This window comes from Limoniibacter endophyticus, assembly GCF_014652835.1.
GTDB lineage: Bacteria > Pseudomonadota > Alphaproteobacteria > Rhizobiales > Rhizobiaceae > Limoniibacter > Limoniibacter endophyticus.
Genome location: NZ_BMZO01000001.1, coordinates 89,529 through 112,125, shown reverse-complemented (window position 1 = coordinate 112,125; position 22,597 = coordinate 89,529). Strand labels below are relative to the sequence as shown.

At 56.4% G+C, this 22,597-nt stretch carries 24 protein-coding genes; 19 read left to right on the top strand and 5 right to left on the bottom strand.

What is annotated here, in order from left to right:
- The first annotated feature begins 27 nt into the window (after positions 1-27).
- Positions 28-378 carry a DMT family protein gene (locus IE151_RS00575; RefSeq protein ID WP_210310846.1) on the top strand — a complete coding sequence of 117 codons (351 nt, stop codon included), beginning with the start codon at positions 28-30 and terminating at the stop codon, positions 376-378.
- Here IE151_RS00575 and IE151_RS00570 read toward each other — a convergent pair whose 3' ends face one another.
- Positions 379-555: a hypothetical protein gene (locus IE151_RS00570; RefSeq protein ID WP_189486773.1), complete on the bottom strand. Its 177-nt coding sequence runs from the start codon at positions 553-555 to the stop codon at positions 379-381. It lies immediately after the preceding gene.
- Between the two features lie 127 nt (positions 556-682).
- On the opposite strand from IE151_RS00570, the gene IE151_RS00565 reads away from it, so the two are divergent.
- The 14 genes from IE151_RS00565 (at position 683) to IE151_RS00500 (ending at position 14,938) form a co-directional block, all read left to right on the top strand.
- Positions 683-1,744 (top strand): phosphotransferase, encoded by a 1,062-nt coding sequence (locus tag IE151_RS00565; RefSeq protein WP_189486771.1) that lies wholly within the window; start codon positions 683-685, stop codon positions 1,742-1,744.
- 59 nt (positions 1,745-1,803) lie between these two features.
- Positions 1,804-2,013, top strand: a complete 210-nt coding sequence (locus IE151_RS00560; RefSeq protein WP_189486769.1) for a hypothetical protein — start codon at positions 1,804-1,806, stop codon at positions 2,011-2,013.
- A 130-nt stretch (positions 2,014-2,143) separates the two neighbouring features.
- On the top strand, positions 2,144-2,722 hold the full coding sequence (locus IE151_RS00555) for a histidine phosphatase family protein (protein ID WP_189486767.1): 579 nt from the start codon (positions 2,144-2,146) through the stop codon (positions 2,720-2,722).
- A 138-nt stretch (positions 2,723-2,860) separates the two neighbouring features.
- Positions 2,861-3,148 carry an acyl carrier protein gene (locus IE151_RS00550; RefSeq protein WP_244636551.1) on the top strand — a complete coding sequence of 96 codons (288 nt, stop codon included), beginning with the start codon at positions 2,861-2,863 and terminating at the stop codon, positions 3,146-3,148.
- 4 nt (positions 3,149-3,152) lie between these two features.
- Complete coding sequence (locus tag IE151_RS00545; protein ID WP_189486766.1) at positions 3,153-4,334, top strand: beta-ketoacyl-ACP synthase; 1,182 nt, start codon at positions 3,153-3,155, stop codon at positions 4,332-4,334.
- A 13-nt stretch (positions 4,335-4,347) separates the two neighbouring features.
- On the top strand, positions 4,348-5,613 hold the full coding sequence (locus IE151_RS00540) for a beta-ketoacyl-ACP synthase (RefSeq protein WP_189486763.1): 1,266 nt from the start codon (positions 4,348-4,350) through the stop codon (positions 5,611-5,613).
- Positions 5,614-5,664: 51 nt separating this feature from the next.
- Positions 5,665-6,693: a zinc-binding dehydrogenase gene (locus IE151_RS00535; RefSeq protein WP_189486761.1), complete on the top strand. Its 1,029-nt coding sequence runs from the start codon at positions 5,665-5,667 to the stop codon at positions 6,691-6,693.
- 6 nt (positions 6,694-6,699) lie between these two features.
- Positions 6,700-7,638 (top strand): lipid A biosynthesis lauroyl acyltransferase, encoded by a 939-nt coding sequence (locus IE151_RS00530; protein WP_189486759.1) that lies wholly within the window; start codon positions 6,700-6,702, stop codon positions 7,636-7,638.
- A gap of 123 nt (positions 7,639-7,761) precedes the next feature.
- Positions 7,762-9,024: an acetylornithine deacetylase/succinyl-diaminopimelate desuccinylase family protein gene (locus tag IE151_RS00525; protein ID WP_382344705.1), complete on the top strand. Its 1,263-nt coding sequence runs from the start codon at positions 7,762-7,764 to the stop codon at positions 9,022-9,024.
- Positions 9,025-9,099: 75 nt separating this feature from the next.
- Entirely contained in the window at positions 9,100-10,584 is a 1,485-nt protein-coding gene (locus IE151_RS00520) for an ABC transporter substrate-binding protein (RefSeq protein WP_189486755.1), read from the top strand.
- 49 nt (positions 10,585-10,633) lie between these two features.
- On the top strand, positions 10,634-11,581 hold the full coding sequence (locus IE151_RS00515; protein WP_189486753.1) for an ABC transporter permease: 948 nt from the start codon (positions 10,634-10,636) through the stop codon (positions 11,579-11,581).
- Positions 11,578-12,438 carry an ABC transporter permease gene (locus tag IE151_RS00510; protein WP_189486751.1) on the top strand — a complete coding sequence of 287 codons (861 nt, stop codon included), beginning with the start codon at positions 11,578-11,580 and terminating at the stop codon, positions 12,436-12,438. Before IE151_RS00515 ends, IE151_RS00510 begins: the two co-directional genes overlap by 4 nt.
- The gene (locus IE151_RS00505; RefSeq protein WP_189486749.1) at positions 12,435-14,066 is read left to right on the top strand and encodes an ABC transporter ATP-binding protein; all 1,632 of its coding nucleotides are present in this window, start codon (positions 12,435-12,437) and stop codon (positions 14,064-14,066) included. Before IE151_RS00510 ends, IE151_RS00505 begins: the two co-directional genes overlap by 4 nt.
- Positions 14,067-14,158: 92 nt before the next feature.
- Positions 14,159-14,938 carry a TSUP family transporter gene (locus IE151_RS00500; RefSeq protein ID WP_189486747.1) on the top strand — a complete coding sequence of 260 codons (780 nt, stop codon included), beginning with the start codon at positions 14,159-14,161 and terminating at the stop codon, positions 14,936-14,938.
- Positions 14,939-15,154: 216 nt separating this feature from the next.
- Here IE151_RS00500 and IE151_RS00495 read toward each other — a convergent pair whose 3' ends face one another.
- On the bottom strand, positions 15,155-16,069 hold the full coding sequence (locus IE151_RS00495; protein ID WP_189486745.1) for an alpha/beta hydrolase: 915 nt from the start codon (positions 16,067-16,069) through the stop codon (positions 15,155-15,157).
- 352 nt (positions 16,070-16,421) lie between these two features.
- Positions 16,422-16,925 carry a flavin reductase family protein gene (locus IE151_RS00490; protein ID WP_189486743.1) on the bottom strand — a complete coding sequence of 168 codons (504 nt, stop codon included), beginning with the start codon at positions 16,923-16,925 and terminating at the stop codon, positions 16,422-16,424.
- A gap of 106 nt (positions 16,926-17,031) precedes the next feature.
- Between IE151_RS00490 and IE151_RS00485 the strand changes: the two genes are divergently transcribed.
- The 3 genes from IE151_RS00485 to purB all read left to right on the top strand — a co-directional run bounded on the left by IE151_RS00485 (position 17,032) and on the right by purB (position 20,557).
- The gene (locus tag IE151_RS00485) at positions 17,032-18,129 is read left to right on the top strand and encodes a branched-chain amino acid ABC transporter substrate-binding protein (RefSeq protein WP_244636550.1); all 1,098 of its coding nucleotides are present in this window, start codon (positions 17,032-17,034) and stop codon (positions 18,127-18,129) included.
- Positions 18,126-19,136 (top strand): P1 family peptidase, encoded by a 1,011-nt coding sequence (locus IE151_RS00480; RefSeq protein ID WP_189486741.1) that lies wholly within the window; start codon positions 18,126-18,128, stop codon positions 19,134-19,136. The genes IE151_RS00485 and IE151_RS00480 overlap by 4 nt, the downstream gene beginning before the upstream one ends.
- A 113-nt stretch (positions 19,137-19,249) precedes the next feature.
- Positions 19,250-20,557, top strand: a complete 1,308-nt coding sequence (purB, locus tag IE151_RS00475) for an adenylosuccinate lyase (RefSeq protein WP_189486739.1) — start codon at positions 19,250-19,252, stop codon at positions 20,555-20,557.
- A 68-nt stretch (positions 20,558-20,625) separates the two neighbouring features.
- On the opposite strand, the gene IE151_RS00470 is transcribed toward purB, so the two are convergent.
- A complete protein-coding gene (locus IE151_RS00470; RefSeq protein WP_189486737.1) occupies positions 20,626-21,429 on the bottom strand; it encodes a VOC family protein in 804 nt (267 codons plus the stop codon).
- 189 nt (positions 21,430-21,618) lie between these two features.
- Between IE151_RS00470 and IE151_RS00465 the strand changes: the two genes are divergently transcribed.
- Entirely contained in the window at positions 21,619-22,170 is a 552-nt protein-coding gene (locus IE151_RS00465) for an RBBP9/YdeN family alpha/beta hydrolase (RefSeq protein ID WP_189486735.1), read from the top strand.
- A 57-nt stretch (positions 22,171-22,227) separates the two neighbouring features.
- Here the strand turns inward: IE151_RS00465 and IE151_RS00460 are convergent, their stop codons facing one another.
- Positions 22,228-22,545: a DUF1476 domain-containing protein gene (locus IE151_RS00460; protein WP_189486733.1), complete on the bottom strand. Its 318-nt coding sequence runs from the start codon at positions 22,543-22,545 to the stop codon at positions 22,228-22,230.
- Between the last annotated feature and the right edge of the window lie 52 nt (positions 22,546-22,597).

Genomic DNA, 22,597 nt, shown 5'->3' with positions numbered 1-22,597 from the left:
ATAGCCATGCTTCCCCCTCCTGAGTAGTTGAAATTGCGCCCATATATCTCCCCTGTTCTGCTTTTGCTCGTCTCGAACATCTTCATGACGTTTGCATGGTACGGCCACCTGAAATTCACGTCGAAACCGCTCTGGATCGTCATCGTCGCAAGTTGGTTAATCGCCTTCCTGGAATATTGCCTGGCCGTCCCCGCCAACCGCATCGGACACGAGGTTTACAGCGCAGCGCAGTTGAAAACGATCCAGGAAGTCATCACGCTGACGGTCTTCGTCGCATTTTCTGTTACCTATCTTGGCGAACAGATCACGATAAACCACGCCATCGGCTTCGCGTTCATCTGCCTGGGAGCCTTCTTCATCTTTAAAGGTCCGTTCTGATCAGCCTTCAGCCTTGATGGTCTTGGCGATCTCCATCAATTTGCTGATATCGCTGCCATGCCTGCTGACGAGATCCTTAGCCTGCAACGGTGAAACATCCGTGTGTTCGACCAGATAACGGACCGCGCGGTCTTCAGGCGTCTTTTCTTCGAGCCAGTCATTGGGCTGTGTTGTCATCTTCCTTCCTTTCATGATGAAGGAGTAAGTCAACCGAAGCGCGTGCGTTCCACCAGCCCTGCGGTTGTCATTTCCAGCGGATGGCTTCATAAGATCGCTAAATCGCTTAGGTAAGGATCTCGTATTCGTGACGCGTAACACCGTGCATAAATTTGTCGCCACCGCAGTGTTCAAGCGCGACGTGTTTTCGGAGACCCGAGTTGGGCATTTCGAGAACGAGCCGGAAACGCGCATCATTCGTCGTGTCGTCAGCGCGGCACCCTGGTGGTCGAAGCCACTTGCCTGGTTTCTGGCAAGGCGCGAGATTCGGGGCCTTAAACAGGTCAAAGGAATAGAGGGCGTGCCGCAGCTGATTGCGACCGACAAGGATGGTCTCTACCGCTCATGGACCGATGGCTCTCCACTACATCTGGCACGTCCCGCCCACGCGGAATTCTATCGCAGCGCCCATAGGCTGCTGCGCGCCATGCGCCGGCGCGGCGTGACGCATAATGATCTCGCCAAACCTCAGAATTGGCTAATGACGCCAGAAGGGCTTGCGGCAGTAATCGATTTTCAGCTCGCCTCCGTGCATCGTTCGCGCGGAGCGATCTACCGCTTCATGGCCTATGAGGATTTTCGCCACCTGCTGAAGCAGAAGCGTGCCTTCTTCCCTGAAGCCATGACGCCGATGGAGAAGCGTGTACTGGCAAAGCGCTCCCTTCCATCGCAAATCTGGTTCAACACCGGCAAGCGCCTCTATAATTTCGTCACACGCGGGTTATTCAACTGGTCGGATGGCGAAGGTACGGGCGACCGGATCGACCGCGAAGGTCCGGCGATCATCTCCGCGCTACGTACCGATGCGCGCGTCAGCGATGTTGCCCTCTCGCTTTATTCGCTCCCCGCAAAAGGCGTCGGCATCTACGCTTTCGTCGAAACGACGGCGGATGAGGCAAGCTTACGCTCGAAGTTGAAGGGCCAGAAGGTGGAACTGGTGCAGCCTGTTTCAGAGCTGCCACGTCGCGGAGACGGAACGGTACGCGACGACATACTCAAGCTCATCGCGACAAACCAGATGCAGGAGCTCGGCGCGCTCCTCGAACGCGAGCCGGATATCCGCCGTCTCGTGGAGCCCATCAGCGCAAACCGTCTGAATTTCACCGACCGACGCCTGACGCAGGAAGAGGGTTCCGGCTCGAAGACGTAACGGAACCTTTTGGCTCGTTTCCCTTTGATTTTCAGCCATTGCAAGAAGGAGGAACGACTGTGTCCGGGAACTCAATCACTGTCGAACTATCGGACACAATCATCGCAGCTCTCGATGATTGGCGCGTGAAACGCCAACCGTCTCCAACGCGTTCGGTCGCGATTGCCACCGTCCTTGACGAATGGGCACGAACAAAGCCCGGCCGCTCCATGACAATTGTGGATGAAGGTACGCACCCTGAAGAATTGAACGCCAGCAATGACGATTGAACACAGATATCGGCATCGGGTTTAACGATCCAGGGTTTCCTGGCCGGTTCTGTTCGAGATATGAGAATCTCAAAGCCTTTTGCGTCCCCCTTTGAGTGCCTATATGTTCAATGAAAAGGCACGGGGTCGTATGAGGGCAGTTTTTAAACATATCAGAACAACGATCGGCCTTGCCGCTGTCATTCTCTCAGCAGGCGTTTTTTCCGCAAATGCGACCGAGGCAGGTTGGGCTTTGTTGCGCAGCGGTGGACATACGGTTTTGATTCGGCATGCGATGACGATGGGAGGCGCGAACGACGCTCTTGTCGACCCGAACGACTGTTCGACCCAGAATCGCCTTACTGAACAGGGAAAGCTGCAGGCGCGACGCATGGGCGCGCTTTTTGCCACACGTGCCGCCCCGATCGAGCGTATCGTCTCCAGCGAATATTGCGCAGCCGTGGAAACGGCGCGTTCGGCATTTCCGTACGAGGAACTAGAGATCAATACGGCATTCGATTCCCTGGACGAGAGCGCGCCGGACGAAAGACAGATAGCGACGATGAAACAGACGCTTGCAGCAAGCCCGCGATCTGGAAATGCCATCTTCATTACTCATCTTTCCAACATCCGTTCGCTGACCGGTCAGAGCGCCCGCGAAGGAGAAGCAGTCATCGTAGAAGGAGATGGCGAAAGCATGCGGGTTCTGGGAAAAATTATCTTTCGCTGATGGCAGATTTCAAGAATTCTCCGGTTGCTTTGTAGCAATTGACATGAGGGCAAAAGGCATTTCGCCCTTTTCCTGCCCTGAAAAACCGATTAGAGAGCCGAACAACCATAGTTTTCAATGATGCGAGAGGCAGACCACGTGTCCACAACGACATTCGACAAGGTAGCGGATATCATTGCTGAAACCAGCGAGATCGACCGCGACAAGATCACGCCGGAAAGCCATACGATTGACGACCTCGGAATCGACAGTCTCGATTTCCTCGACATCGTCTTTGCGATCGACAAGGAGTTCGGCATCAAGGTTCCTCTCGAAAAGTGGACCCAGGAAGTCAACGACGGCAAAGTTTCCACTGAAGAATACTTCGTCATGAAAAACCTTTGCGCCAAGATCGACGCGCTGGTTGCCGCCAAGAACGCAGCCTGATCTCATGAGCGAACGCGACGTCGTCATAACCGGCATCGGTCTGGCCTCCTCGCTCGGGGAAGGCGTCGATGCGCACTGGCAGGCTCTCAATGAGCCCTCTTCCGCGCTGCGCACAGACCGCGACCGCTACGCCCCTTACACGATCCATCCCCTGGTCGAGATCGACTGGAGCCAACAGATTCCCAAACGCGGCGATCTGCGTCAAATGGAGAACTGGCAACGCCTCGGCACCTATACGGCTGGCCTGGCGCTCGACGATGCCGGGATGAAGGGCGACGAAGCGCTTTGTTCGACTATGGACATGATCGTTGCTGCCGCTGGTGGCGAACGCGACGAAGCCGTTGACTTGTCGATCATGGACGCGGCTCTTTCGCGAAATGATTATGGTCTGTTGCTCAATGAGAAGCTGACAACCGAGCTGCGTCCAACGCTGTTTCTTGCGCAGCTTTCCAATCTGATGGCTGGTAATATCTCGATCGTCCATAAGGTAACCGGTTCTTCGCGCACTTTCATGGGTGAAGAAGGATCAGGCGTTTCGGCCGTTTCGACGGCTGCCGCGCGCATCAGATCCGGCCAGTCCTCGCATGTTCTGGTGGGCGGTGCCTTCCACACTGAACACACCGACATGCTGCTGGGCTACGAGCTTGCTCGCTATCTCCATCGCGGCGACTACTGCTCCGTGTGGGAACGCGAAGGCCAACCCGGCGGCGGCATTGTCTCTGGTTCCGGCGCTGCATTCCTGGTGCTTGAGTCGCGCGAACATGCCCATAGGCGCGGTGCCAAGATATATGCCACGCTGGCAAGCGTCGAAGGCGCACGTTCGGCCCGCGGCAATGCACAGCTCTCGGACAAGCTCGCGGCGCTTTTTGCCAAGGTCGCGGGTGATCTAAAGCCCGATGCCGTCATTTCCGGTGCGTCGGGGGCGCATGAAGCGACCGCTGCCGAAGCAAAAGTCCTTAAGGCCATCGATGCACCGTTCCGTGGTTTTTCGACGTTGACGGGACATCTGAAGGAAGCGCAGTTTCCGTTTGCAGTGGCGCTTGCGGCACTTTCGCTTTCCAACGGCAAGGCTTACCCGGCACTCTCGGCAGCGGAAGCAACGGCCGAAAAGAGCCCGAATGCAATTCTTGCTACCGCCGTGGGATATCACCGCTATGAGGGCGCTGCCCTCGTCACGGTTGCGTAAGGACGATAGAACAATGGCAAAAACGGATCATCAGGGCAGGCCAATCGTGGCCGTCACCGGTATCGGCATCGTCACCTCGCTTGGAGCAGGCAAAGAGGCCAATTGGGAGGCACTCACTGCCGGCAAGTCGGGCATCAAACGTATTACCCGTTTCCCAAACGACCATCTGAATACGACGATCTCCGGCATGGTGGACTATCTGCCGTCGAGTAACAGCGGTGCTGCTGCCCTCACCTACGAACTGGCCGAGCGCGCTGCCGAGGAAGCACTGGGACAGGCCGGTTTTGCTGACGAGCTGGACGGCCCGCTGTTTCTGGCGGCTCCTCCCGTCGAAATTGACTGGCGCGATCGGATCGCGCTCTATTCGCAAGCACGGGAGCCAAATGGCATCCAGACTCTGCTGACAGTCTCGCGCGATTCGAACGATACGGACATTTTCGAAACGACGCAGTTCGGGACGATCGCCGATCGTCTCGCAGACCGCTTCGGCATCAGCGGTCTGCCGGTCACGCTGTCTACGGCCTGTGCCTCGGGCGCGACGGCGATCCAGTTGGGCGTCGAAGCCATACGCCGCGGTGAAGCCACGCGGGCGCTGGCAGTTGGTGCTGATGGTTCCGCGACCGCCGAAGCATTGATTCGGTTTTCTCTTCTATCGGCGCTCTCCACCTCCAATGACGTGCCGGAAAAAGCGTCCAAGCCATTCTCCAAGGATCGCGACGGGTTCGTCATCGCGGAAGGCGGTGCTGCACTCGTCCTGGAATCCCTGGAAAGCGCAGAAGCGCGCGGTGCAACCATTCTTGGCGTCATTCTTGGTTGCGGTGAGAAAGCGGATGATTTCCATCGCACACGTTCCAAGCCGGACGGTTCGCCGGCAATAGGTGCCGTGCGTGCAGCGCTTGCCGACGCGGGACTGGATGAAACCGGCATCGATTATATCAACGCACATGGAACTTCCACGCCTGAAAACGACAAGATGGAGCATCTGTCGCTTTCGACTGTGTTCGGCGAACGCATCAAGCAGATTCCGATTTCCTCGAACAAGTCGATGATCGGTCACACACTTTCGGCAGCCGGCGCTATCGAGGCTGCATTCTCGTTGTTGACGATGCGCGAAGGCATTATTCCGCCTACCATAAACTATGACAATCCCGATCCAGCGATCGAACTTGACGTGGTTCCCAATCAGAGTCGCAAAGCGGAGGTAAAGACGGTCTTGTCTAACTCCTTCGGCTTTGGCGGCCAGAACACCTGTCTGGTCATGGGCCGCGACGCCGGATAATTTTCTGCGCGTCCCTGAGGCGCGCGAACGCTATGAAACAGGACCCCCAAAATGCGTGCACTGCAACTCGTCGAGGATCGTCGTCTGGAAGCTGTCGAGCTTAGCCCTCCTCCAGCTCCCGGCGAGGGCGAAGTCACTGTACGCATCGATGCAGTGGCGCTCAATCATATCGACGTTTGGGGCTGGCGCGGCATGGCTTTCGCGAAGCGCAAGATGCCGCTCGTTGTCGGTGCCGAGGCTTCCGGTACGGTCGAAACGCTCGGTCCGGGAGTTTCGGGCCTTGTTCCGGGTCAACTTGTGGCGATCTATGGCGCCCGTACTTGCGGTACATGCAAGAACTGTCGTGAAGGACGCGACAATCTCTGTGGTCATGTGAGTGGCGTGCACGGCTTCCACCTTGACGGTTTCGCGCAGGAGAAAGTCAATCTCCCTGCCCGTCTTCTGGTACCCGCCCCGCCCGGAGTGGATGCCGTCGCTGCGGCCGTCACGCCGGTGACCTTCGGTACTGTCGAACATATGCTTTTCGACAATGCCCGGCTGCAGCCGGGTGAGACGGTTCTCGTTCAGGCTGGCGGTTCGGGAATTGGCACGGCCGCGATCCAGCTTGCCAAGCGCATGGGCTGCGAAGTCATCACTACCGTCGGCTCTGACGACAAGATCGAGAAGGCAAAGGCGCTTGGTGCCGATCACGTCATCAACTATCGCACCGACCGATTCGAAGGCGTCGTGCGCAAGATCACTAAGAAGAAGGGTGTTGACGTCGTGTTCGAACATGTCGGTGCCGACACATGGGCGGGCTCCATGCTCTGCATGAAGCGCGGTGCGCGCCTGGTCACTTGCGGCTCGACTTCCGGTGTCTCGACGCAGATGAACCTGATGCAGCTGTTCCAGCAGCAACTGAAGATTTTCGGTTCTTTCGGCTGCCGCATGGAAAACATGGTCAACGCCATGGACAAGATGGCTGCGGGGGTCGTGCATCCTGTCATCGATACGGAAGTAACTTTCGAAACGATCAGCAAGGCGCTGGAGCGCATGGAGGGTCGCGACGTGTTTGGCAAGATCATCCTGCGGATGAGCTGAGCTATTATGGCAAGCACGATCGGTCAGGCTCTGCGCAATGCCAATTACTGGCTGATCGCTCAGGCGGCGCTAACGGTGATTCGCGGTCTGCGCCTGCTGCCCGCCGACAAGGCGCTCAACTTCGCCGACGGCGCGGCGCGAAAGATCGGTCCTCTATTTGGACGCCATCGCGTTGCACTCGACAACATCCGCAAGGCCTTTCCCGAAAAGTCCGAGCAGGAAGTACAAGCCATTGCCTCCGATATGTGGGGCAACATGGCGAGACTCGGGGCGGAGTACATCTTTCTCGACAAGCTCTTCGATTTTCATCCCGATAATCAAAAACCGGGCCGAGTCGAAGTCAGGGGCATCGAAATATTCGAACGACTCGCTGCCGAAAAAGGCGCACCGCATATTTTCTTCACGGGTCATCTTGGAAATTTCGAGTTATTGCCTGTCGCGGCAGCAACATTCGGCCTGCCGATGACGGCAATGTTTCGCCCGCCAAACAATCCTTACATTGCTCGCTATATCATGGAGCGGCGCAACATAGCGAGCGGCAGTCTGCTGGCGTCGCGTTCCGGTGCTGCACTGCAACTGGCACGCATTCTCGATGAGGGCGGGAATATTGGCGCGTTGGTCGATCAGAAATTCATGTACGGCATTCGTGGCACCTTCTTTGGACGCGAGTGTGAAACCAGTCCGCTCTTGCCGAAGCTGACGCGGCAATATGATTGCGACGTTTTTCCGGCACGCTGCATGCGCTTGCCCGGCAATCGCTTCCTGCTTGAGCTCGAGGACAAGATCGAGATGCCGCGCGATGGCGAAGGCAAGATAGACGTTGCTGCATCTGCCCAGATGATGAATGACATCGTTGAGCGATGGGTGCGAGAAGATCCGGGTCAGTGGATGTGGTTTCACAAACGCTGGAAGCTCAGCGCACCAAAACGACGCAAAAAAAGTTGATGCGAATATAGCTGCTGGCATGATGGAAGTGCCTTAGAACACGTCCTTAGCTTCGCTCGATAATGTCATAATCCGCTTGCCAATCGCTCGAACTGCTGCTCAATTTCAAGCATGAAGGATTTGGTGCTTGATCTTATCGACAAACGAATCGACGAGCTGACACAGCTTACCGTCGATCTCATCCGCTTCCCGACCGTCAACCCACCAGGTGAGGCTTACACACCGTGCGCCGAGTATATCGGTAATCGCCTGAAGAGACGTGGCTTCGAAGTAGAATATGTGCGTGGCATCGGTGCGCCGGGGGACAATGATCGCTATCCGCGCACCAATATTATTGCGCGTTTTGACGGCCGCTCGCCCGGCCCTACCGTCCATTTCAACTCGCATATCGACGTGGTTGAAGCTGGCGAGGGCTGGAGCGTCGATCCGTTCGAAGGGATCATCAGGGATGGCCGCGTCTATGGGCGCGGCACCTGCGACATGAAGGGCGGTCTTGCCTCCTCGATTATTGCGGCAGAGGCGTTTATAGATGCTTACCCCGACTTTTCCGGCGCCATTGAGATTTCTGGTACCGTAGACGAGGAATCCGGCGGATTTGGTGGTGTCGCCTATCTGGCGAAGCAGGGATACTTTTCGAAACCCCGCGTAGATCACGTTATCATTCCGGAACCGCTCAACAAGGATCGGATATGTCTCGGACACCGAGGCGTCTGGTGGGCGGAGATTGAAACCAAGGGGCGCATCGCTCATGGCTCGATGCCTTTTCTGGGAGATAGCGCCATTCGACACATGGGCGCAGTTCTGGAAGCTTTCGAGCGCGATCTCTTCCCCGCACTGGACCGGAAAGTCACCTCAATGCCGGTCGCACCGGTAGGCGCGCGCCGCTCGACCATGAATATCAATTCATTGCATGGTGGACAGACGGACGCCTTCTATCCGGGACTGCCCTCGCCCAATGTTCCCGATTCCTGCAAGATGGTCATTGATCGCCGGTTCCTGATCGAAGAGGACCTTGGCGAGGTCAAGAGCGAAGTGATTTCGCTCCTCGATCGCCTTGCGCGGGATCGTGCCAATTTCCGCTATGAAATTCGCGACATGATGGAGGTCATGCCGACGATGACCGAGAAGGATGCGCCCGTCGTTCAAGCGATCGGGCATGGCATCCACGATATCTTCGGCAAGGACGCGGAGTTCGTTGTCTCGCCGGGAACCTATGATCAGAAGCATATTGCGCGCATCGGCCATATCTATGATTGCATCGCCTATGGTCCGGGAATTCTGGACCTGGCGCATCAGCCGGATGAATGGGTAGGCATTCAGGATATGGTGGATGCGGCAAAGGTCATGGCTATCGGCCTCAACATTCTATTGCGAGGGACGCGCTGATCTGATCAACCTTAAACAAGAAGGTTCCGGCCCGAAATCACGCAAGAAAATGGCCGCAATGGGAGAACGCATATTATGAGGAAGATCCTTGGTGCCCTTCTGGCAGCAACCGCGCTAACCTTGGCTGCGACGGCGGCGTCCTTTGCAGCTCGCACTGATCTCGTGCTCGGCGTCGTACTTGAGCCTCCGCATCTCGATCCGACCGCTGGGGCAGCCGGCGCCATTGATGAAGTGCTTTATGCAAATGTTTTCCAGGGCCTTACCCGCATTGACGAGAAGGGCCAGGTGCAGCCGCAACTGGCTAAGAGCTGGGAAGTGAGCGAGGACGGCAAGGTATATACCTTCACATTGCAGGAGGGCGTGAAATTTCACGATGGATCGGATTTTAATGCCGAAGATGTGAAATTCACATTGGACCGCGCGCGTGCGGAAAGCTCCGTCAACCCGCAGAAGACCCTTTATTCCGTGATCTCGTCGGTAGAAGTTGTCGATCCGGCTACCGTCAAAGTCACGCTATCGCGCCCCCAAGGCGCCTTCCTCTATAATTTGGGGATTGGCGATGCCATCATCGTAGCGTCGGAAAGCGCGGAGACCAATCGCGAAAAGCCGATCGGCACCGGTCCCTTCAAGTTCGACCGCTGGGCGAAAGGCTCGGCAATCTTCCTTTCCAGATTCGCCGATTACTGGGGTGAGCCGGCGGCGCTGGAAAACGTAGAATTCCGCGTGATACCGGACGCAGCTGCGGCAATGCCAGCTCTGCTTTCCGGCGATGTGCAGGCTTTTCCTAATGCGCAGCTTGGTGATTCCCTGCCGCTGATCCAGAGCGATCCTCGTTTTAAGGTGGTGATTGGCTCCACCGAAGGCGAAACCATCCTCGCTACGAATAACAAGAAGGCTCCTTTCGACAATCTCAAGGTTCGCCAGGCGATTGCTCATGCCATCGACCGCGACGAGATCATTCTTGGAGCATCGGCCGGCAATGGCGTTCCAATCGGCTCGCACTTCGCGCCGCACAATCCCGCCTATGAGGATCTGACAGGCACTTATCCGCACGACATTGAAAAGGCAAAGGCCCTGCTGACGGAAGCCGGGATGCCGGAGGGCTTCAGCGCGACGCTGAAACTTCCCCCGCCAGCCTATGCCCGCCAAGGCGGTGAGATTATCGCGTCGCAGCTACGCAAGGTCGGTATCAATCTGGAAATCGTCCCGCTGGAGTGGGCAGAATGGCTCAAGCAGGTGCTGAACGAGAAGAATTACGACCTTTCGATTATCTCTCACACCGAACCTAACGATATCGATATCTACGCGCGACCGGATTATTATTTCGGCTACAATAACCCGGAATTCAACAAGATCATCGAAGATCTCGACCTGAATTCGGATCAGGAAAAGCGCAATGCGCTCTATAAGCAGGCGCAGGAAATCCTCGCGCGCGACGCCGTCAACGGCTTCCTGTTCGAGCTTCCGAAGGTTGGCGTATGGGACGCAAAGATCCAGGGTCTGTGGGAGAACATGCCGATACAGGCAAACGACCTGACAAAGGTTCATTGGACCGAGTAATAGAATAGCGGCAACGCATTTCAACCAGACGAACAGGGGGCAGCTGCGCGTGACACGATACGTTTTGAAACGCATTGCTGTCGGCTGCCTCACTTTGCTCATCGCTTCCGCAGCCATTTTTTTCGTCATGGAGATACTGCCCGGCGATCCCGCACGTGTGATGCTGGGAGTTACTGCATCCGAAGAAACCGTTGCAGTTCTACGTGAACAAATGGGCCTTAACCAACCAGTTTTATTGCGCTATCTTGATTGGCTAACGGGCCTTTTCCGTTTTGATTTTGGCCGCTCCTATACGTATAATGTTCCCGTTTCCGAACTCATTGTGGAACGAGGTGTCGTGTCGCTTCCATTAGCGCTGATCGCCCTTTTTCTCTCGACGGCAATCGCTTTGCCTGTCGGACTGTTCGCTGCCTCGCGGCGCGGAAAAACGGCGGATACATTGACAATGGGTGTCGCGCAGATCGGCATCGCAATTCCAAACTTCTGGTTTGCGCTCCTTCTCGTCTACCTCTTTGCGGTCTGGCTTCGCCTTCTGCCAGCCGGCGGATTTCCGGGCTGGAGCGGCGGCATTTGGCCCGGGATCAAAGCTCTCATCATGCCGGCGATAGCGCTGGCACTTCCACAGGCAGCAATTCTGGCACGCGTGACGCGCTCGGCGCTGATCGAGGTGATGGCCGAAGACTACATTCGCACTGCGCGTGCCAAGGGGCTGACACATCGCGCCGCAATGCGCAGACATGCGCTGCGCAACGCGCTCATTCCGGTCATGACAATTCTCGGGCTGCAGTTTGCCTTTTTGCTTGCCGGCACGATCATCATTGAAAATGTCTTCTACCTACCCGGTTTGGGTCGTCTGATCTATCAAGCGATCACGCAACGCGATCTTGTGGTCGTCGAGGGCGTCGTGATCTTGCTCGTTGCTGCCGTCATTTTCGTCAATCTCGTCGTGGACCTCTCCTATGCCCTCATCGACCCGAGACTGCGGAGCGAGCGATGAGCGACATCCCGGTTCGCGATGAGCAGTCCCTCCTTTGGCGCGCACTCTCTAACCGCTCGCTTGTGATTGGCGGCACTCTGACTCTCATCCTTGCCCTAATGGCGTTGGTTTCATTTTTCTGGACGCCTTATAATGTTGAGGATTTGACGGTCGCCAATCGAATGATACCGCCCTCCAGCACCAACTGGTTAGGGACGGACCACTTCGGCCGTGACATGCTTTCCATGATAATGGTTGGTGCGCGCAATTCGATAGCGGTCGCTATCGTAGCCGTGGGAATCGGCATGGGCGTCGGCATCCCGCTTGGTTGCTGGGCGGCGGCCCGCGGCGGGTTTGTCGACGAGGCGCTGATGCGCTTCAACGATCTCGTCTTCGCCTTCCCGGCGCTCCTTTCCGCGCTGATGATCACGGCGGTATTCGGCCCGGGCGCGATCAATGCGATCGTCGCAATCGGAATATTCAACATTCCGGTATTTGCGCGGGTGGCGCGCGCTGGCGCGCTCTCGCTTTGGCCGCGCGAATATATTCTGGCTGCGCGTGCCAGTGGCAAAGGCAAACTGCTCATTACGTTCGAGCATATCCTGCCTAACATCGGCACATTGCTTCTGGTGCAGGCGACCATTCAGTTTGCGCTCGGTATTCTCGCCGAAGCTGGACTTTCCTATCTCGGTCTTGGTGCGCAACCGCCTATGCCAAGCTGGGGACGCATGCTTTTCGACGCGCAAACACGCATCGCGATCGCGCCGCATCTGGCGTTGGTTCCCGGTCTGGCCATCGTCTTCAGTGTGCTTGGTCTCAATCTGCTTGGAGATGGCTTAAACGATCTTCTCGACCCGAAGCAGAGGCGGTCGAGATGAGTCTTCTCAAAGTCGAAAACCTTAATCTTTCCATAGCAAAAGCGCCAATTCTTAAGGAAGTCTCTCTGGAGGTTGAGGCAGGACGAACGCTGGCGATCGTTGGGGAATCGGGATCGGGGAAATCCATGACGGCCCTGTCCGTCATGGGGCTTCTCCCGGTTCGCACCACCACGACAGGTTCAATCAGGCTTGAGGGGATGGAGATCCTCGGCGCGCCGGAAGCGGCCATGTGCAGATTGCGCGGTCGTGAAATCGGCATGGTTTTTCAGGAACCGATGACTGCGCTCAATCCCCTAAAGACAATTGGTGAACAAGTCTCTGAAGGCATTCGGCTCCATCTGCGAGAAACAAAAACGGTCGCGGAAGAGCGGGCAAGACAGATGCTCGACCGGGTCGGCCTGCCAACTGGCCGATATCCCCTTAGCGCCTATCCGCATCAACTGTCGGGCGGACAGCGTCAGCGTGTCGTCATAGCAATTGCCTGCGCGCTTAATCCCAAGCTGCTGATCGCCGACGAGCCTACGACCGCGCTCGATGTCGTCTTGCAGAAGCAGATACTGGAATTGCTGCGTGATCTCGTCGAGGAGCGCAAGATGGGACTGATGCTGATCTCCCACGATCTGGCGGTCGTGGCCGACATGGCTGAGACAATCTGCGTCATGCGCAATGGCGTCGTGCAGGAAACAGGCGATGCGCCGCGGGTTTTGCGAGAGCGTAATCATCCCTATACCGCGCAGCTCGCCAAAGCCTCGGCGCATCGGCCGGAACGCGCTCCGGCGCATCCGGTGCAATCTGTGACCGACGAGCCACTTTTACATGTTCATCAGGTAGTGCGTGACTATCCGGCGCGTTCGCGCAATTTATTCAGCAAATCTAAAGAATTCCGCGCCGTCGATGGCGTCAGCTTCGACATGATGCCCGGGCAGTCCATCTCGCTGGTTGGCCGGTCTGGCTGCGGCAAATCGACCCTTGCCAGGATGATCCTCGGCCTCGACAGACCGACGGGTGGCAAAATCACGCTCGACGGCACGTCGCTTGCTGATGCGACCGCCGAACAAATGCGTTCGCTGCGTCGACAGATGCAGGTCGTTTTTCAGGACCCATACGGTTCATTCAATCCACGCCGGACGGTCGAGTGGCTTGTTGCCGAACCATTGCACCTGATGGAGCGGGCGCCTGCCAAGGCGGAGCGGCGTGAAATGGTTCGTGAAGCTCTGGCGTCCGTCGGTCTTTCCGCAAGCGACATGCAGAAATATCCGCACGAATTCTCCGGCGGTCAACGCCAGCGCATCTCGATTGCGCGCGCCATCATCACCCGCCCTCGCCTGATCGTTGCCGACGAGCCGGTCTCGGCCTTGGACGTGTCGATCCGCGCGCAGGTTCTCGATCTCTTCGCGGACCTGAACGCTCGGCTCGGCCTCGCCTATCTCTTCATCACACATGATCTCACGGTCGCCCGTGCCATCTCCGATCAGGTTCTTGTCATGCACCAGGGCAAGATCGTCGAACGTGGACCGACGGAAACCGTTCTCATGCAACCGCAAAGCCTACCTGCACAGGCGCTCGTTGATGCTGCCCCTGATTTCGAGCGTGCTTTGAACCAGCGCCTGCAAGTCAAGCGCGCCTGAAAGGAATTTCCTTGTGCCGGCCCGCGCGCTGTGATCAATGCAGCGTGTTAATTATATCTTCTTGAGGCGGAACGGCCCGCCGGATCGTCACGATGCTCGAATTTCTTTTGCCCGCGGACCTCTCCGGTACGTTGCTCCTTCTCCTCCTCAGCGCCGCCCTCCTTGCAGGCTTCATCGACGCCATTGCTGGCGGTGGCGGCCTTATTACCATTCCCGCTCTGCTCATCGCGGGCTTCGCACCTGTAGAGGCGCTCGGCACAAACAAGGTGCAGGGCATGTTCGGGTCGGCCATGTCAACCATCACTTACGCGTCCAAGGGACACGTCGATGTCCGAAAGCAACTATGGCCCGCCGTTCTTTCCTTCGCGGGATCTTTTGTCGGCGCGATCATTGCAACCATTATTCCGCCAAGCGTTCTGCAAGCCTTCTTGCCTATCCTGCTCATAGGCATCGCCATCTACTTTGCATTCAAGCCGGATGCACAGGATATTGAGCGCGTGGAACGCCTCCGTCCGTTCGTCTTCGGCATGACGATCGTACCACTCATCGGTTTTTATGATGGCCTCTTCGGTCCAGGAACGGGCTCCTTCTTCATGCTCGCCTTTGTTGCCCTGTCTGGCTATACGCTACTGAAAGCGACAGCGCATACGAAACTACTCAACTTCGCATCGAACATCGGAGGGTTCTCCTTCTTTGCCATTGCCGGCACAATCAATTGGCAGGTCGGGCTTATGATGGGTATTGCCCAAATGCTTGGTTCGCGTCTTGGTGCAACTCTCGCAATGCGCGTGGGCGGCCGCCTCATCAAGCCCCTCCTGGTCGTCACCTGTACCGTGCTGGCCGCAAAGATTCTATATGACCGTTTTAGCTAGCCTAGTCTTTTTACTGAAACTTAACTAATGAGAACATTTAGAGAACTTTTGTAATTGACGCAGGAACATAAATGGAACATTCTGCCTTCAACGCAAATGAAGGAGCTTTTCCATGGCTGATCTGATGCACGACCTTGCCGCCCTGATGTCGCTTTGCGCATTCATGATGACACTTGCTCTCTGGCTAAATCTCATTTGAGCGGGGGTTTAGGATCATTATTTTAACATGATCCAGCCGAGCACCGAACGCCAGTCGATCATGCGAATGGGCGTTCCGTGATTTCCTGTCTCGAAACGAATGAAACGCGTAGGATAGCCTGGCGAAGCATCCCGCAATTGCTGGAAAAAAGCTTCCTGTTTCTCGACTGCAAACACTGGATCGCGGCTGCCATGGGCGAAAATAATGGGCGTCCTGGCTTTGAATGCGGCGCTCTTGAGATAGGCGGAGTGCCACATGGAGCCCAGCATGACCATGCCATCCAGCGTGAATTTACCGCTGTCGGCCATCCCGTAGCAGAGCGCGCCGCCCATTGAACCGCAGGCAAGGATGATTCTTGCCCGTGGCGAGGCGGCTGCGTAATGATCAACGAGGGATTCGATCTGCGCTTGTCCTCGCGCTTCGAAATCCGCAAAATCGGGCACAAGATAAAGTCCGTTTGATTGCACGATGATATTCTTGAGACGGTTGAAATTGCCGCCGAACGTATAATCATTCACGCCTTGGAGACGGTTGCCACCCTTGCCGTGCAGATAAACGAGAATAAAGGCTGCGTTCTCCCGTTTGCCGATGGCGAAATGCTTCACAGGGCCTGCCGGGGTCTCGATCTGCAGTTCGGTTTGGTGGCGACGGACGCCCATTGAGACATAGACGTTCTTGACCCGGCGTTCAGGCACCTGATCGCGGCCATTAATGTCGCGCATCTCTTGGTAATCGACTACGATGTGATCGCCGTTCAAACTCTCTGAAATGATGGCCGGATAAGCAAAAAGCCTGTCCTTGTGGGAAGCGATAGACTGGGCATGTCCAGGAACGACGGAGATGACCGAGGGGACGGCGGCACAAATTGCGATCTTCACGAGAGTAATCAGGCTCGCAAACAGATCGGACGTCGAATACCGGGATGAAGGCATGAGCGCGCGATTTCCTCCGTTCTTTGCTATTCTCTATCGGGCAATTCGTGTTGTGTCCCGCGCCATTAATTCTCAGGATGAACGAGATTGATATATCTCTGATCGCCGAGCGTTTACTTCCCTATCGATTCTTTAGCAAAATAAATTAAGCCTTTGCTTTCCATGCATTATCGCGGCAACACATACCAAGGATTTCGTCACTCAGATAACTCGTAGCAGGATCATGCAAAGAACGTTTTCAGCTTATATACGGTTCTAGAGTGTATAGCATGAAGCTTCTGGTGGGCCTGCCGCAATGCAGTCAGAATCACAACGAAAAACTCAAGAACATCTGCATTATCCTTTGATTTTACTATATTTTCGAAAGAGATCTGTACGTCCTGTTTAGATAGAGGAGCGGCTCGATGAGTTGTCCGGTACGCAGGGCCACAACCTCGCCGAAAAGTACAAAATGCGTGTGCATCCGCTTCACTTCGACCAACCGGCAGTCAAAAGTTGCCATGGCATCGACTAGCGTCGGCGCACCGCTGGCGAGTTTGTCCCACCTTCCGATATTGAAACGATCCTCCGGCTCAATATCCGCCATACCGGAAAAGGCCTGGGCGACTTCGTGTTGCGGCGTACTCAAGGTGTTGAGAGCGAACACGCCATTATCGAGAAAACGCTGGTTAGCTTCGCTCGTGGCGTTGACGCAGACGAGTATGGTTGCGGGGTTATCGGAGACGGAACAAGCCGCGATTACGGTCGTACCGCGGCGGCCTGCTTTGCCGTCCGTCGTTGCAACGTGAACGGCACCGGCGAAACGCGCCATAGCGTCGCGATAGGCCTGGGGCCCTATTTCATTCATGGTCAGCACTTAAGCCTCGCTGGTGCTTCAGGAGAATCCGGCTCTGGGAGAAAGCCGCGCACCCGTAATGCAGAGTTGAACAGTTGCGGCACAGTGTTTACGAGTTTAAACCGCATTGCAACTCTCGCGAACTACGCTCGACCAGATGATCCAGAGCCTGACATCCCTATCGATCGTTCTTGGTGCGTCGGCTTTGCTGGCGCTGCAGGGCTCCGTGATGCCTGCACAGGCACAATCGATAAAATTGGGCATTGTCGCGCCAATGGATGGGGATCTGGGCATATTGGGAAGTCAGGTGCGCGTTGGCGTTGGCGCAGCGCTCTCGGAGCACTCCCCCATCGAGACGGAAATAATTTCGGAAGAGTGCAGCGTACAATCGGGAAATGCCATTGCCGACCAACTCGTCGCCGCACAGGCAACCGCAGTGGTCGGCTTCCTTTGCACAGAATCGCTCCTGGCGGCCCTCCCGAAGTTGCGCGACGCGAATATTCCCATCATCACCCCTGCCATTCGCACGCCTTCTATTACGGAACGACGCGAGGCAACCCGTTTCCCTGTTTTCAGGTTGGCGCCGCGTACAGATGCAGAAGCCACAGAGGCGGCGCGCCTGCTGCTTCCCCTATGGCGTGACGTACACTTTGCCATAGTCGACGACGGGACGCTTTATGGTCGCGAGCTTGCAGAACCACTGCGCGCCGCTGCTGATGGAGCGGGATTGAAGCCCGTCTTCATCGATACCTATCGCCCGCAGCTTGAAAGCCAGGCGGCACTCGTTGCACGCCTGCGTCGGGCTGGAGCTACACATGTTTTTATCGGAGGAGACAGGGCCGACATTGCCGTGATCGGCGCGAATGCCGAGGAAATGGGTTATGAGCTGACAATCGCCGGCGGTGAAAGCCTTTTACAGGATACGCAGCCCCTGCCGGAGGGCACGCTTGCGATAGCCCCGAAAACAGATGTGCCGGCCACGCTTCCTGCTGCGTTACAGCGCACTGAAATTGAAGGTTATGTTCTGCCTGCCTTCGCCGCGACGCAAGTCGTGATAGAAGCTGCGCGGATCGGAGGGGTGCAGCGCGATGTCCTTTCCGAACATACTTTCGAAACCGTTCTCGGTTCGCTGAAATTTGACCCGAAAGGCGATGCCAATCTGTTTGCCTATCGCCTTCTGCGTTTCGATGGGAGCAGCTTTGTACCGCTGGAAGCGAACCGATGAAAGCAGGTCCACGTAATCTTCTTACCGATGTCGGAGGCCTGCGGGTCGGCAATGCCGAGGATCCTGCGCTCAAAAGCGGTACCACCGTTGTACTGTGCGATGACCCATGCGTTGCAGCAGTTCAGGTTCTGGGCGGCGCGCCCGGAACGCGTGAAACAGACCTGCTGGAGCCGCATAACACGGTTGAGCATGTTCATGCGCTGGTGCTTTCTGGCGGCTCTGCCTTTGGTCTCGACGCCGCATCAGGGGTGCAGGCAGCGTTGCGCGACCGCGGGGTCGGCTTCGAGGTGGGCGGCATCCGCGTTCCGATCGTACCCGCCGCAATCCTTTTTGATCTGGCCAACGGCGGCAATAAAGACTGGGGCCTGCATCCGCCCTACCGGCAACTGGGTTACGAAGCTGCACAGAATGCGTCGAGCGAATTCACCCTTGGCAGCGTAGGCGCTGGTAGCGGAGCACTCACGGCCGGCCTGAAGGGCGGACTTGGCTCCGCATCTTCAGTGCTCGTAAACGGAGTTACTGTTTCAGCTCTGGTCGCCGTCAATCCTCTCGGCTCAGTAACCATTGGCGACTCGCCGTATTTCTGGGCGCACGCTTTCGAGATCGGCGAGGAATTCGGCGGACTTGGGGCGCCTCAGCCATACCCGCGAAACGCCGATCGAATCGTCACGAAGTTCAACGCAAAACCGGTTGAAAATACCAATACGACGATCGGCATCATCGCTACGGATGCCGTCCTTACCAAGGCACAGGCAAAGCGTCTGGCCATTTCTGCACATGATGGGTTCGCGCGCGCTATATGGCCTTCTCATACGCCGTTCGACGGTGATCTCGTATTCGCGATAGCGACAGGCAAAGCCGCGATCACACCAGATCCCGCAGATTTCCTGCCTTTATGCGCTGCCGCCAACGCGACCATGGCGCGTGCGATTGCGCGCGGGGTCCATGCAGCAACAATCTTCGACGATGACAAAATGCCGGTATGGGCATCGCTTAAGCACAGGTAAAGTCTCGAAATTGGTCGCAACACTATGCTTTTTGTACGGCACGCTTTCCCATTTGCTGAAATTTGCGCTAAGGGCATGCTCAACTTTTCCACCCCTTTGCCAGGATTGACAGCATGATCCCTCGTTATTCGCGCCCGGAGATGGTCTCCATCTGGTCTCCAGAAACGAAGTTCCGCATCTGGTTCGAAATTGAAGCCTATGCCTGCGATGCGCTAGCCGAACTCGGCGTCATCCCGGCAGAGTCTGCGAAGACGATCTGGGAAAAAGGCGGCACGGCAAAGTTCGATGTTGCGCGCATCGATGAGATCGAAGCCGTCACCAAACACGACGTCATCGCATTTCTCACGCACCTGGCCGAATTCATTGGGCCGGATTCCCGTTTCGTGCACCAGGGGATGACCTCTTCCGACGTGTTGGACACAACGCTCAATATTCAGCTCGTGCGTGCCGCCGATTTGCTCCTTGCAGATATGGATCGCGTGCTTGCAGCGCTCAAGAAACGAGCCTTCGAACACAAGGATTCGGTACGGATCGGACGCAGCCACGGCATCCACGCCGAGCCAACGACGATGGGCCTGACCTTTGCGCGCTTCTATGCCGAAATGGAACGCAACAAGAAGCGCCTTCAGGCAGCGCGCGCCGAAATCGCTACCGGCGCGATTTCAGGCGCCGTAGGTACATTTGCCAATATCGATCCGCGCGTCGAGGAACATGTCTGCGAAAAGCTTGGTCTGAAGCCGGAACCGATCTCCACCCAGGTTATTCCTCGCGACCGCCACGCCATGTTCTTCGCAACTCTCGGTGTCATCGCGTCGTCGATCGAGAATGTCGCCATCGAAATCCGCCATATGCAGCGCACCGAGGTTTTGGAGGCAGAAGAGTTCTTCTCACCCGGCCAGAAGGGTTCCTCGGCGATGCCGCACAAGCGCAATCCTGTTCTGACGGAAAATCTGACAGGTCTTGCGCGCCTTGTTCGTATGTCCGTGACGCCAGCGCTGGAAAATGTCGCTCTTTGGCACGAACGCGATATCAGCCATTCGAGCGTCGAGCGTGCGATCGGCCCCGATACGACGATTACCCTGGATTTCGCCCTCAATCGTCTGGCCGGCGTTGTCGAAAAGCTGGTCGTTTATCCCGACAACATGCTCAAGAACATGAACAAGTTCAAAGGCCTTGTGATGAGCCAGCGTGTGCTTCTGGCACTGACGCAGGCTGGCGTTTCTCGCGAGGACAGCTATCGCCTGGTACAGCGCAATGCCATGAAGGTGTGGGAAAAAGGGGCCGACTTCCTCGAGGAGTTGCTGGGCGACGACGAGGTTCGTGCGGCGCTTTCGGAGGCTGAAATCCGCGAAAAATTCGACCTCGGCTATCACACGAAACATGTCGATACGATTTTCCGCCGCGTTTTCGGCGACGCCTGATCAATGGAAAGGGCGGCTCGAGCCGCCCTCCTATTTTTTAACTCACCATTTCAAAGCGACGGCTTCAATCAGTTCGTGCTGATCTGAATTTTCGTGCCCCAGGGATCACGAAAAGCCGAAGCACTAAGAGGATTGCGGGAAACGAGTTCGACAAAATCGAGACCCGTTTCGCCCTCTGGTCGTTCACCTGCACCCGCGCTTCCCCAGATGTTCGCCGCTATATGGTGATGATAGCCGCCGCTTGAGAGAAAGACCGCCTTGTCTCCGTAATAAGCCACGGTCTTCAGCCCGACTTTTTCGGTCCAGAACGTCTCGGCCGCCGAGATCTCGCCCACCTTCAGATGCACATGGCCGATCACCAGATTGTCCGGTGCCGATATCCAGGTGTCTGCATTCTCTGCCAAGGCCATCAGGTTCTGAATATCAAGCGGCTTGGTCACCATGTCCACGAGGCCATCATTCCAGCGCCAGCCATTCTCATCGCGGTCCGTATAGACCTCGATGCCATTGCCTTCCGGATCATCGAGATAGAAAGCCTCGCTGACATTATGATCCGACGCGCCGGAGATCCGAATGCGCTTTTCAGCAACATGTCCCACCCAGCGGGAAAGATCGACGCGGTCCTTGAAGAGAAACGCCGTATGAAACAAGCCTGCCCGCTCGCGCGGTGCAATCGCTGCGTTCTTGTCTTCCGTTATGGTCAGCAGCGGACGTTGGCGCGTTCCCAGGATGCGCGTGCTCCCATCATTGCTTAGTTCTTCAAGCCCGAGCAGATTGCGATAGAAGCTCGAGAGCTTTTCGCCGTCCTTGGCGATGAGGCCTACCGAGCCGATATGAATTGGCGTCGTTGCCGAAAATGGGAGATTTGACATAATCTTTGCCCGTGTTGTTACCGTCTGGATAAGGCGGCTTCGTTGCTGCAAAAATCGTAGGAAGCAGGCCAGATCACAAGCATCTAAAATGGAAACAGCCTGTCAATGAAGCTCTCCTGCCACTCGCTGCATGAAAAACGCTATGTGAAATTGTTGCAACGGAGCCAACTCCGCTCTAAATGCGCTGCCATGAAACTCAAAGACGCAGATATCCTAATCGTTCCTGGTTACACAAATTCCGGACCGGATCATTGGCAGACCCGTTGGGAGGCCAAGATGACGACCGCGCGGCGCGTCGAGCAGGCCGAATGGTCAAAGCCGGTTCGTGACGATTGGGTGACCAATGTCGTCAGAGCCGTCGAGGAAGCGACCAAGCCGGTCGTTTTTGTTGCGCATTCGCTCGGCATTCCGACGGTTGTGCATGCAGTTCCGCTTATTGACACGTCCAAGGTGGCGGGAGCTTTCTTTGTCGCGCCGCCAGACGTTGCCAATCCCGGTATTCGCCCGCAACATCTGCAAACGTTCGGTCCCTACCCGGAGGGTGCCCTCCCGTTCCCGACCATGGTCATCGCAAGCCGAAACGACCCTTTCTCGAGCTACGAAAAAGCCGAGGAAATTGCCAAGGCCTGGGGCGCGCGTCTCATGGATGCCGGAGAGTCCGGACATATAAATGCGCAGTCCGGGCACGGTCCCTGGCCTGAAGGAACACTGACTTTCGCGCATTTTCTGGCAAAGCTTTGAACAATGAAAAAGGCACCCTGGCTGGGTGCCTTTTCAGCTACGTGATCAGAAAACGGATCAGTCGTTTGCGACTTCCTGAATGGCCTGCGTCAGCAGTTCATTCATCTTGGCATGAATCAGGTCGTCACTGGTGACGACCTGCGCCTTCTCGAAATCGCTCCTCACCTTGCGAAAAACGTCATTGTCGCCTGCTTCCTCGAAATCCGCCAGAACCACTTCCTTGGCATAGGCCTCGGCTTCTTCGCCGGAATATCCGAGCTGGCCTGCCGCCCAAAGGCCGAGCAGCTTGTTGCGGCGGGCGATAGCCTTGAACTTGGTCGCCTCATCGTGGGCGAACTTGTTCTCGTAGCCTTTTTCGCGGTCCTTCATGCTCATCTATGCAAATCTCCGAAAAATTTCTGTATCCCAGATTAGCGCGAATTCGCCC